Annotated in this window: 7 protein-coding genes; all 7 read right to left on the bottom strand. The window is 44.6% G+C overall.

The genetic code is table 11. From position 1 onward, the window contains the following. Window positions 1–194: 194 nt before the first annotated feature. Window positions 195–3,968, bottom strand: coding sequence for an S-layer homology domain-containing protein (locus SporoP8_RS12165; protein WP_085132744.1), 3,774 nt, complete (start codon window positions 3,966–3,968; stop codon window positions 195–197). Between the two features lie 868 nt (window positions 3,969–4,836). Then, window positions 4,837–5,547: a WecB/TagA/CpsF family glycosyltransferase gene (locus tag SporoP8_RS12160; RefSeq protein WP_085132743.1), complete on the bottom strand. Its 711-nt coding sequence runs from the start codon at window positions 5,545–5,547 to the stop codon at window positions 4,837–4,839. Continuing rightward, window positions 5,544–6,836, bottom strand: a complete 1,293-nt coding sequence (locus tag SporoP8_RS12155) for a nucleotide sugar dehydrogenase (RefSeq protein ID WP_085132742.1) — start codon at window positions 6,834–6,836, stop codon at window positions 5,544–5,546. The genes SporoP8_RS12160 and SporoP8_RS12155 overlap by 4 nt, the downstream gene beginning before the upstream one ends. An 892-nt stretch (window positions 6,837–7,728) precedes the next feature. Then, window positions 7,729–8,904 (bottom strand): S41 family peptidase, encoded by a 1,176-nt coding sequence (locus SporoP8_RS12140; RefSeq protein WP_085132739.1) that lies wholly within the window; start codon window positions 8,902–8,904, stop codon window positions 7,729–7,731. A gap of 89 nt (window positions 8,905–8,993) precedes the next feature. After that, a complete protein-coding gene (locus tag SporoP8_RS12135) occupies window positions 8,994–10,220 on the bottom strand; it encodes a CAP and S-layer homology domain-containing protein (protein WP_085132738.1) in 1,227 nt (408 codons plus the stop codon). 927 nt (window positions 10,221–11,147) lie between these two features. Beyond that, entirely contained in the window at window positions 11,148–11,960 is an 813-nt protein-coding gene (locus SporoP8_RS12130) for a nuclease-related domain-containing protein (RefSeq protein ID WP_232319258.1), read from the bottom strand. Between the two features lie 750 nt (window positions 11,961–12,710). After that, complete coding sequence (locus tag SporoP8_RS16565) at window positions 12,711–13,052, bottom strand: hypothetical protein (protein WP_157111258.1); 342 nt, start codon at window positions 13,050–13,052, stop codon at window positions 12,711–12,713. Window positions 13,053–13,162: the final 110 nt, after the last annotated feature.

The following is a 13,162-nucleotide window of genomic DNA, read 5'->3' as shown; positions in this document are numbered from 1 at the left end:
AAATCGTTTTAATAATTAGAATACATCCTTACCTCTAATTCAGTGCCGAGAAGGAACATTCTCAGTATAGAAAAAGATCCTGCAGAGATTGCTCTCCACAGGATCATATTTCTTCAGTTACCATACCAATCTAGTATTCAGAATTCCTTCTGAACAGTGTAATGCTCAGGTAGCTTAGTTTTGTTTATTTACTATTACTGAACTACTTCAAGAGTTGTTGCTGTAACAACACCAGTTTTCTTGTTAGTAACAGAAATCGTATCAGTAGCAGCGCTCACAGTGAACTTAGCTGCAACGTCAGTATCTGCGTTAAGCACTGCTGCAATTTTAGCTGCTGTTGTAACATTATCAGTTGCATCAGTTGCATCAAAAGTTACAGCAATCTCTTTATTAAAGTTTCCAAGTGCTGAAGATGTTTGTGCTAGTTTTACTTTAGCATCTCCTACAGCTGCTTTATTAGCTACTTGGGTAGTTGAAACACTAGCAGTGCCAGCTGCACCATTTGTAGTATTAGTAGATGTCGTAACAGGTGTAACGCCTGCATTAACATCAGTAACAACTGCATTTAATGCACCATCATTTGTTGCAGCTTCTTTAGCCGTTAATACAACATTACCACCAGCAGTAGTAATTTCGTATTTAGCTGCTAAATCAGTATCTTTCTTTAATTCTGTTACTGCTTTTAGAGCTACAGAAGCAGGAGACTCATTCAAAGTTGTTGTTACAGTTGCAACGTTGTAAGCTTTAGTGCCGTCTGTAACTGCAATTGTAAAGTTACCTGGACCAAATCCGCCAGCTGCTGCTAAAGTAAGAGTTTCGACTTGCTTAGTACCAGCAACACCAGGTGTAGAGTTAGCTGTGGTAGGAGCTAAAATTAATGAATTAGGAATTGATCCTATTCCAGTAGTAAATTCATTACTTAGAGTAAGTGTTTCAGATACGTATTCACTACCTGCAGTCTTCATTAAGCGATCAGTAGTTGCTAATGCCGGTGTATAAACTACTTTACCAAAGTCAGATTCTGTCATTGTTCCTACAGTGAATGTAAGTTTAGTACCTGGTGAATTAGAAACAGCAGTCGCATATTCGCCTGCATCAATTACACCATTATTATTTAAGTCGAATCCAAATTGACCTGCTTTAAGATTACTATTTGTAAGTGTAACACTTTCAGAGAAAGTAACTTCAATTGTAGTAGGATTAACAGCCTTAGCAGATTTAATTAGACCTGAAGCTGCACCTGGAGGCGTTACAGCATCTACTACGTTAAATGTGAACTTACCATCAGAATCAACTGTTACTGAAACAGTTTTGCTTCCTGCTGCAACTTCATTTACAAATGCCGTTTTTGTTACTGCGCTACCTTTAATTTGGTAAGCTGCTGCATTTGCATAGCTGTACACAGTGTTATTAATTGTTAGAACTTCTAGTGTTGGATTAATATTTGAAACGACACCAGTTATAGCTGCAGCACCATATTGTGAGAAGTTCACAGATACTGATGATGGATTAGTCGTAGGCAATACTACGCCTGCTTTAGATCCAGTAGCAGTTACAGTTGCTGTAGTTGGAGTTGCTGCTACAACTTTAACTGTTGCTTCAGTTTGACCAGCACTGATTACTGCTGGAACTGTTTTAGTTGTTCCTGCTGTGATAGGCGTTCCATTAGCAGTGATATTTCCTGTTCCTGCTTGTACTTCAAATGATACAGTTGTTGCATCCGTAGAAGAACGTGGCTTACCGTTTTGGTCTACTAGTTGATAAACGAATGTTGCTGCTTCTTCACCATTTGCAATCACTGTAGATACTTTTTTACCATCTTTGTCAACAGCTTTCAAGTTCGCTGTATAGTTTACTTTTTCAACGAAGTATGTGATTTCTCCAGCAGCTTGAAGATCATCTGCGTCTAGTTGACCTGTTGTTTTACCGTTATCGATAAATGCAACTGGCGCCACATAGTCGTTTTCTTTATCACTTGATACAGTGAATTTAGCTTTACCATCTTTTGCGATTTCAACAGTGTAAACTCTCTTCTTACCATTCTCGTAAGTAGTGTAGCCAGTTACTTCTTTGTTGTCAGCATCTAAGACATGTAGAGTTCCTGTTACGTTTTCAGTGTCGATCAATACATTAACTTTTGTTCCTGGCGCTGCTGCTTTGCCATCTTGTGTATTGAAAGTAAGTGCGTAGTCACGTCCACCTGTTTGTGTAGCGTTTTTGTATGTTGCTGCATTTTGTACGCCTTCAGCATTGATTGTTAAACCAAGCGTTTGTTGTACTTTGAATGTTACAGGTGTTGCTGTAGCTTGACGTGCAGTTGCAGAGTACTTCGCGTTATAAAGAGCTGGATTGCTTTCACCAAGCAATGCGCTTGATCCTTCATAAACGATAGGAGTTACTGTTGCATTAGAACCAGTAAGAACTAAGTTAGCTTTACCGCTTGCATCTAATTTAACCGCAATCACGTTTTCACCGCTCGTGGAAGCCTTATAAGGATATGCATTTGCTCCTAGAGCAACTCCTGGCTTACCAGTGATTGGATCAACTGTGTGAGTTGAAACGCCTTCAGCAGTTACAGTCTTCACTAACTTGTCAGGTGTAACGTTTAAGTTTTCTTTGAATGTTACGAATACATATCCGCCAGCATTACGAGCAGAGTTAATTTCGTATACTTTCTTAGAACCGTTAGCTAGTGTAGTAGCTTCAGTGATATCTTTGATAGTTAATTGAGCAGCGTTAGCCCAGTAAACTTTACCTTGCTCACGAAGTTCTGCTTTACCAGTTGGGTATACAGTTACTGTATCTTCACCAGCATTATACTGTGTGTAAGAGAACGTAGCAATACCGTCAGCATTTGTTACAACTTCAAATACTTGGTCTTTATTCAATGTAGTATTCGTTTCTGCTTTTACGTTGAAAGTAACAGGAATTCCTGCTTCTTTAACGCCAGTGTCAGCAGAAAGGATAACTTGTTGTCCTACTACACCTTGAATCGTTTTTGTATTCAAGCTGATTTTAGAAGGTACTGTCGGTGATACGCCATTGAATGAACCAATTGCTTTACCATCCAACATTACAGTGTACTTCTCTCCGCCTTTTTGAACAGCAGTTGTCAATACAACAGTTTTATCGTCTGATTGCTTAACTGCAGCGTTAGATACAGTCAATCCGTCGATTGTGAATTTCAAAGAGTTGATGTTTTCAACCTTTTCTTTCATTTTAACTTCTACAGTAGTGCTGTTAACAGCTGTAACTGAAGCAACTCCAGGAGCTACAACACCGCCAATTTCATCGAAGTCTACTTTAGTAGTCTTGTAAAGGAATGAAGCGAATTGTCCACGAGTTGTTGTTGATTTAGGGTTGAATTCTGGTGCAGCTGGGTTTGTGATGTCGAAGAAGTCTAGAACGTCGATAGCAGGACGAGCTTCAGCTTTCGCTTTGCCTAGGTCTGTAACGTCTTTCTTGAAATCTTGGTCTTTCACGTAAGAAGTTAGGTCAACGTCGTGTACGCGGTCGAATGCACGAACAAGAACGATCGCCATGTTTTCACGAGTGATGTCGCCAGTTGGATCAAGTGAACCGTCTGGTTTACCAACGAATACTCCGTTGTCATACACTAGTGCAGACATTTTTAGAAGCTCATCGTTAGATGTAGTCTTCAAGTCTGAGAAACGTGGTTTAGTTTTGTAGTCTGTAGGTACTTTATAACCTTCAGATACTAACCATTTACCCATCAATTTTACTACGTCAGAACGAGTAAGTGTTTTGTTTGGTTTGAATGTTCCGTCTTCATAACCTGAAATTACACCTGCATTAGAAAGAGCGTCGATTGCCTCTTTGTGTGAGTTGTTGTCTTTTACGTCAGTGAAAGTTGCAGCCATTGCTACTGGTGCTACTGCTGATGCTACTAGTGCAGCTGAAGCAGCCCCTACTACAAACTTGCGATATTTCGTTGGTTGGTTAGCCATTAAATAATTTCCTCCTCGTATTATCTCTTGTTTTTGCCAGTTACTACCTATGTATGAAAGTAGTAGGCATTACAACTTAAAGTATAGATAAGTATGTGCTAAAAGTCAATTGAATCTTGGATTATATACTAGTCTAATAGCACGGTGCGACAAAATATTTTTGCCCCATCTACTATTGTATCGAAAGATTAATATAATACAAGTATTTTCCAAAGCGTTTTAAAAAGAAGGGATGTTGGGCATGCAAGAGATTTTTGCCAAACAAAAAGGCTTGAACAGATGGGAACTGTTCAAGCCTTTTTGTTTGCGGTCAACCAACCGTAACGCTTTGCACCTATAGTGCTATATGCTAAAGAGAAAATTATCCTTACAACTTCGTATTCTATCACCAAGTTCACTAGATTACAAGATAGTAACTTAATAGTATAATATTTCTTAATTTACTTTCGTTAGTTGGTTGAATTAATTAGTAGATTTACTTTGTAATACTAGAGAACTAGGTTAGTGGGTTGGGATGGAAGCTCCAGCTGGGGACGCTTCCATCCTACGTTGATAGTGGAGATACTTGATCCACTTACTAGAGATAGTTTGCTAATTATTATTATCTTTGACCTTGGTTAAGTTCAAGTTCAAATTCCTGAGCAATGCCAATCCTACATTCAATGAGCATCGATAAGTGCCACCCACACACCTCGTAAGGGATTGGCGCGTAGGAGGGGCGACTCCCAGAGGATCAGCTCGACAGGTGAGACAACCAAAAGGGAGCTTGCGACCTGGTTGGCTCACCGCGAGCCCTCAGGAACGCGTCCCCTCCGAAGCGCAAATCCCCAACCCCTAACCCTTACTTGACTATCTTATTTCTTTACCCTTACTTCTTCCGATACACCTCTACCAAAAACTTCGGCAAATTCATTTGACGTTTAATCCGGCTCGGTTCAAGTAGCAATCGATACAACCATTCCGCTCCTGCTTTTTGGAATGCCGCCGGCGCGCGTTTGATATTGCCTGCTAGCACGTCGAACGATCCGCCTACGCCTTGGAACAACGTCGGATGTAGCTGATCGCGGTGTTGTTCAATCCACTGCTCTTGCTTCGGTGAACCCATCGCCACAAATAATATATCCGGTTTCGCTTGGTTAATCGTGTCGAGTACGACTTGTACATCTTTTTCATAACCGTGCTGAATACCAGCGATTTGAATGTCCGGATGCATGACTTGCAATCTCGCAGCCGCTTCTTGTGCCACGCCAGGTTTTGCGCCATAGAGGAAAATGCGCTTTCCACGTATGGCGGCTTCCTGTACGACGCGGTCCATCATGTCGATTCCTGTCACACGCGAACGGATCTGACCTTTTTTCAGCTTGGATGCCAGTATTACACCGATGCCATCCGGGATTTGGAATTCCGCTCGGTTCAGCAATGCTTTTAGTTCTGGATCTTCTTTGGCTTTCATGAGCTTTTCCGGATTGATCGCGACGATAAGTGATTTCTTTCCTTCTTCGATATTCTCGAAGACTTTTGGAATCAGTTCGTCGTAGTTCTCCGTGTTGACGGAGACGCCTAGTATTTCTTCTTTCATTTGTACAGTTGCCCCTCTTTTTTGCCGTCGCCTAATTTGAAGAATCTATATTCTGCTTGTTCCCATTTATCTGCTGGGAGAGCATTTTTCGTATCCAATATGATCGGTCTTGGCTGTTTCGTCTGCAAGTCTGCCGGATTCAGTTGTTTGAATTGGTCATGGTCTGTAGTTAATAGAAGAAGATCCGCTGTGCCGATTGCTTCTTCGAGCGTTGCAACTTGCGTCGAATGCTGTAATTCTTTGATGTGCGGATCGAACGAAACGACATCTAGACCCAAATCTTGCAGAGAATCAATTACTTTCGTTGACGGACTTTCGCGCATGTCGTCGACGTTTCCTTTGAATGCAAGACCAAGAACCGCCACTTTACCGTTTTCGATATTGTACTCTTGAAGTAAACGCTGTGCGCGTTTCGCTGTATACATCGGCATGCCATCATTAGTTAGACGTGCTTTTTTGATAATATCCGCTTTTTCAGGTGCCAATTCCACTAAGAACCATGGATCGACTGCGATACAGTGACCACCGACGCCTGGGCCTGGCGTATGGATATTGACGCGTGGATGGAAGTTTGCAAACTTAATCGCTTCCCAAATGTCCACGTCGATTCCTTCTGCGATTTTTGCGAGTTCATTGGCAAATGCAATGTTGACGTCGCGGTACGTGTTTTCCATGACTTTAACGAGTTCCGCTGTGGTAGCGTCCGTTAAGTGGATCGTTCCTTTGACAAACACTTCGTAAAGTTCCTTCGTCATTTCGGCTGATTTCGCATTGACACCACCGACGATACGATCGTTGTTTACTAGTTCTTCGAAGATCTTACCTGGAATAACGCGTTCAGGTGAGTGAGAAACGAATAGTTCTTCCCCGATAATTAGATCCGTTTTACGTAATTCAGGCAGCATGACGTTTTCGACCGTCTTCGGTGGAACTGTTGATTCCAAGATTACCAGTGCGCCTTTTTTGACGAACGGCACGATCGATGCAGTCGCTGCACGGATGAATTCTAAGTTCGCGGTATTGTCCGGATTGATCGGTGACGGTACAGCAATGATGTAGACGTCTGCTTCTACCGGTGTAGTAGAGGCTTGGAAGTGCCCTTCGTCTACTGCTTTCTCCAAACGTTCTTGCAAACCGTTTTCTTCTATATGTAGTTGTTTATTGTTGATCAGCTGAACGACGCGTTCGTTACGATCGACGCCATGTACTTGCACGCCGCTGTTCGCAAACATAACGGCAGTTGGAAGACCGATATAACCTAGGCCTACTACGCATAATTTCTTTTCCATAGTGTATAATACCTTCGCTTTCTTGTTTTAGGTTGTGGTAAATAAAAAGTCTGGGTAGACTTTGGATTGGGGTTGGGATCTGCACTACAGGCGGACGCTTTCCTGCGGGCATGGCTTGAGCCTCCTCGTCCGCCAAATGCAAAGACGTGCTCCTAACGCTCCGCTTTTACTCGCAAAAGCCGTTCTTCGTTACGGCTCTCGCTACCTGCGGGGTCTCAAGGCTCATGCTTATCCCGCGGGAGTCGCCGCCTTTCGTTCCGATCCTACCTATATTACAGTAACAGTTAGTAACCGCTTTTTCTTTGTGTTGGAATTTCAAGTTCAAGAACGCAACACCCAACACAGCTAATTTCAAAGAGAAAGGATGAATCTCTTCATCCTTTCTTCTAGCAAATACATTATATAAGAATGAATACTTTTTAAGCACTTCCACACAAACTCCAGAAGAATAACCAGTGGATCGTAAGCGGAAGGCGGGGACTCCCGATGGATCAGCTCGATCAGGTGAGACAACTAAAGAGAGCAAAGCGAACTGGTTGGCTCACCGCGAGCCCATGGGAAAGCATCCACCTGCAGCGTCGATCCACGTTGCCCTCACCCTCACTCCATCCAATAGAAATACAACAGGTTTTAACCATTCCGCATCAAACTCCTGTAGAACACACAGTGGATCGTAAGCGGAAGGCGGGGACTCCTGATGGATCAGCCCGATCAGGTGAGACAACCAAAGAGAGCAAAGCGAACTGGTTGGCTCACCGCGAGCCCATGGGAAAGCATCCGCCTGCAGCGTCGATCCACGTTGCCTCCACCCTCACCTCATCTACTAAGAGTACCTAAATTTTAATTCCATTCCATCTATACAGTATACCAACTTCTCGCCCTCATCACCAATTTATTTAGCCCGTGCTTGCACAGTAAAAGGCGTATACGTCCCTTTCACCACACTCAACCCATTAGCCCCTGCTATCCCCGGATGAACAATGAGCATATACTCTGATCCAAGCGCCATTGGTTTCGCCGGCTGGATCGTCATCGTCTTCTCATTACTAGCCTTTTTAGCCGTTTGTATAGAGACGCTTCCGAACTTCACAAGTTCCATCTTGTTGAAATCTTTCGCTGGACCAAAGTTCATGTTCTGCGTGAACTCGACGTTGAATATTTTTGATTGCGCTACATTGGTTGGCCCCTTGATGAACTGGTAGCCCTGCGCGGCCAAGTCAGAAGTGACGAGGCGTTTGTGCATGCCTGTGTGCTCCGTTCCCGATTTCATTTTAATATTCGGCTCGACGCCTATATGTTGTACAGGTGTTCCTTTAGGTCCTGTATAGTGACCTGTCGTTAGCTTCAGCGCGCCGCCGTTTTCTAATTCAAATAACGACTGGACGCTACCTTTTCCTTTTGTCGTCTCCCCTACTACGTTCGCCGCGCTTTGGTCTTTGAGGCTGACCGCCACAATTTCAGAAGCAGAAGCTGAGTAGCGATTGACGAGTACGTACGTGTCCACCGGGAATTTATTTTTCGCTGGGACGACTTTCCCTGACTGTGTCCCCATGCGCGTTTGCAGTTTGTATGCTTCTTTTACTTTCGGGAAGAAGCCTAGTAATTGCTCGGCGCTGTCAACATAGCCGCCACCATTAAAACGTAAGTCCAGAATCAGTTTCTTCGCTCCTGCGGCTTTCAAACGTGACCAATGGGTATTGACGTCTTCTTGTAGATGCGCAGAAAATGTCTTGATCTTCATATACCCGACGTTTCCGTACATCATATTCGAACTCACATTGTTTGGATTGTGCGGTGCCGTAACAGTAGCGACTTGCGCCGGTGCTTCAGCGCTTGCGTATTGATTGAGATAGTCTTTATATTCAGCGGGCGTCATGTACACCGAATATTCATCGAGCTGACGAACGACTTCGGTGACGTTTCTCGCGTTGTGAAGATTAGTAGGCTTATCGCCATAATAGTACAAATCGACAATTTCTTTCACTTCGTCAAGAGTCGCGGCTTCAGTGGCGGGTGTTAAGCAGAGCCAGGCAAAAACAGCTGCTACTGCGATCAGAGTTTGTTTCATTGCGTCTCCTCCTTTATACGGTGGGTTTGGTAAAAGTATGTATCTTTCCACTATACCCTATACACCAGCGATTAAGCGGCTAACTATAATTATTTTTTCGAATATAATGTGACCCAATAGATTTTACCCGTTGGATCGGGTGCCGTACCTGCTCCCATATGCGTAAAAACTGGGCTTAATAGATTCTCTTTATGCGCAGGCGATGCTAACCAAGCGTTTGTAATTTCCAGCGCATCATGGAAACCAGCCCCAATGTTTTCACCATAAGCCGTCCATTTATAATCAAATTTCTGCAGCATCTCTTCAGCCGTGCCATATGTCGGCGTAATATGCGATAATTCCCCGAGCTTCGCCAAGTCTTCTGCTCTCGCGCTCGCAATCCGATTGAGCGCGGGATCCGCCCGTAGATTGCCAATTTTAGCATTTTGTCGTTTCACGTTCACGTTAATAATCACCTGTGCCGCCAATGAAGGCTTTTCGGGTTCAGGTTTTGGCGGCTCCGGTTTTGTAGTGGGTGGTGTTGGTTTTGGTGGAACTGGTTTTGTTGGTTTCGGTGGTTCTGGCTTTGGCTTTTCAGGTGTCGGTTTTTGATTATCAGGATTCGGCTTGATCAAGTTTTGATCGCGATCGACATAGCCTTTCTTTTTATTGTCATACGTAATCAATCCATTTTTGCGATTTTCGTCGAATTGCATCGTACGGTACAAAAATGCCGCCATTTGGCCACGAGTAACAGGTTCATTCGGATTAAATTTGCCCCCTGGACGCGTCGTCGTGATATTGAGTTCCGCAATCGTAATAATGTATGCATATGCCCCGCTGCTCTTATGGACATCATCAAAAATAATGAAATCATTGTCGTCCGTGACAATATGGTACCCAAGGACTAGTAGCTTCGCCATTTGTCCGCGAGTTAGGGGTTTATTCGGATTGAATTTATCCGCATTCTTGAACAACCCCCGCTGTGTCAATGCGCGAATATGATCATACGATCCGTTGTCTTTCGTTACATCCTTGAAATCCATTTTATACGCATGGCTCGGCTTCGCTCCAATGGAAACCGCGATCATCTTAGCCGCCTGAGCCCGAGTGACAGGTTTATTCAGGCGATATGTATTGTCGGCATAGCCTTTGATAATTCCATTGGCAGCCATATACATGACCGCATCGTAGGCATAATGCTTCTCGGGTACGTCCTTAAACGCAACCGGTTTCGCAGCCTCCACCGGCACAGATGCAGTAACTCCTACGGCAGATACCGCAACGGCCATCGCTATAGTACTTAAGAATATTTTTTTGTCGTAAGCTAGATTCATATAAACGTCCCCCTTTTGTTAAGAGTATACGGGATTTGGCATGTGTTTTGGTAGGGGTATTGTTGAAATTTGTTGGATGACTTTGTTTTTTGGGGGTTGGGGGTGGATTGGGGGTGAGCTGTTGGGCCGGGGGGATTGAGCGGATATTGGTCTACATAGAGCGGGGCATTGGCTAGATTGAGCAGTTATTGGGGCAGTTAGAGCGCTGAACGGGGTGGATAGAGCGGTTTCGCGTGGGGATTGAGCGGATAGCGGGAAACATTGAGCGCGTGGTAGTTTGGGATAGCTCGGAACTCCTTATGGGCGGTCCGGCCGTGGGGATTGAGCGGATATTGGTCTACATAGAGCGGAACACTGGCTTGATTGATCGGTTATTGGGGCTGATAGAGCGCTGAACGAGGTGGATAGAGCGGTTGCGCGTGAGGATTGAGCGGATAGCGGGAAATATTGAGCGCGTGGAAGTTTGGGATAGCTCGGAACTCCTTATGGGCGGTTAGACCGTGGGATTGAGCGGATATTGGCCTACATAGAGCGGGGCATTGGCTGGATTGAGCGGTTATTGGGACTGATAGAGCGCTGAACGAGGTGGATAGAGCGGTTACGCGTGGGGATTGAGCGGATAGCGGGAAACATTGAGCGCGCGGGAGTTTTGGATAGCTCGGAACTCCTTATGGGCAGTCCAGCCGTGGGTATGAGCGGATATTGGTCTACATAGAGCGGGGCATTGGCTGGATTGAGCGGTTATTGGGGCAGTTAGAGCGCTGAACGGGGTGGATAGAGCGGTTGGGCGTGGCGATTGATCGGTTAAGGAGAAACATTGAGCGCGCGGAGGTTTTGGGTAGCGCAGATCTCCTTATGAGCGAATACGTTATTTGATTTCATTAAGAAACCAGCGCATGAAAAGCTTATGCGCTGGTTTGGTTGCTTTTACAAATGTAGATTTTTTGTGTTGAGGAGTTTCGGAGAGAGTTGGTAGATCGCGTTGCGCTTTTTGCCGGACATTTCGGTGAAGGGGTTGGCCAGCATTCGTTTCGCTATGTGGCGAGAGTGGATGTTGGTGAAGTGGCGGAATTGCCGATTGGTGAGTTGCGCGCCACCGATGCAGTACCATTCCGCCAGCGTAGCATGATGGGCATGGCGATCGATATGGCCGCACGCCCGGCACTGCCAACTTCTGGTCCGCCACATCATCATCAATTGTTCGCAATGCGGGCACGTGACGCCGGTTGCCAAGTCTTTTATGGAAAGTGCGTACTTTTCGATTAGCGGAAATGGATCATAGTGGCGGTGTGTGTTTAGGAGTTCATTCGCCAATCTCTTGATTTGATTTGCGCTCAATAGTTCACTCTTCATTTCCAAATTTCTCAGACGGTTGGGAATTTCATATGAAAATACGAGCCGGTGGGACGATGTGTTTTCGATGGTGAGTTCGTTTTGGTAGGCGAAAACGATGTAGTCGACGAGAGGGATGTCGATGTTACGCGCTTGCAGCCAGCTGGTGAAATAGTGTTTTTTGCGTTCCATTTCTTCGATTGGACTTCTCAAGACGGTGCGTTCCCCGTTGACTGATTCGCGAATGAATTGGGTCGGACTTTGCTTGATGTGTAATTTGCCTGCAATATTTTTGATTTCGAACAAGACAATGGTGCTCGGGGTAATTAAAATGGAATCAATTTGGAAATAGGCATGTTCGTGTTTCAGGAAAACGTCGTGGAGGATGGCGTGCGGATACGGCGGGATGAAGTCTCTTAATTGGTAGTCGAATTCCCTCTCCCCTCCGAAGCCCGCTTTGCCGTTGTAGAAATCAGTGCGGATTTTTTCGTATTTGTCATGATTAACTGGTAAGCGTTTTAGAAGCGCCTGTTGGCCGATGATCAGTTTGGGGATCGTGCGAGTTTTATAGAGTATGTTGTTTCACCTCCCTCTATTTGGATTGTTAGAGCGTATATTTATTGTATCAAGGTCGTCACGAATTGGGAAGTATTAGGAGAAATTCGATTTTGAGTGATTTTTGGGGGGTGAAATTCAATTTTGAAGTGGATTTGTTGGGGAGAATTCAATTTTATGGGGTTGGAGAATGATATATGTTGGTATTTTGTTTGAAAATATGTCTTTAGTCATGTTGGGGTTGTGGGTGGTTGCATGCGATTGAGCGGATAGATGGCTTGATAGAGCGCTTGTCGGTCGTGATAGAGCGGATAAGTCAGATGGATAGAGCGCTTGGGCAAGAATATTGAGCGGTTAGCCAGGCTGATAGAGCGTTTAAACAGAAAGTATGAGCGGCGCGGCTTTGCCTTGCCTGATTTCTATGATGTAATACTCCAATGAGCGATTGATTGGCTTGATAGAGCGATTATTGGTCGCGATAGAGCGGATAGATGGTCGGATAGAGCGCTTAAGCATGAATATCGAGCGGTTAGCCTAGCTAATAGAGCACTTAAACAGAATGTATGAGCGGCGCGGCTTTGCCTTGCCTGATTTCATGATGTACTACTCCAATGAGCGGTTGATTGGCTTGATAGAGCGATTATTGGTCGGGATAGAGCGGATAGATGGTCGGATAGAGCGCTTAAGCATGAATATTGAGCGGTTAGCCAGGCTGATAGAGCACTTAAACAGAAAGTATGAGCGGCGCGGCTTCGCCTTGCCTGATTTCATGATGTAATACTTCATTGAGCGGTTGATTGGCTTGATAGAGCGATTATTGGTCGTGATAGAGCGGATAAGCGGATGGATAGAGCGCTTGGGCATGAATATTGAGCGGTTAGCTAGGCTGATAGAGCACTTAAACAGAAAGTATGAGCGGCGCGGCTTCGCCTTGCCTAATTTCATGATGTACTACTCCAATGAGCGGTTTATTGGCTTGATAGAGCGCTCGAGCGCATTCATAGAGCGATTACACGAGATGATAGAGCGCTTAAAAGGTTTCATAGAGCGTTCAA

The sequence above is a fragment of the Sporosarcina ureae genome (assembly GCF_002101375.1).
GTDB lineage: Bacteria > Bacillota > Bacilli > Bacillales_A > Planococcaceae > Sporosarcina > Sporosarcina ureae_B.
The sequence above is the reverse complement of the archived record's forward strand: the minus strand, read 5'-3'. Positions and strand labels throughout refer to the sequence as shown.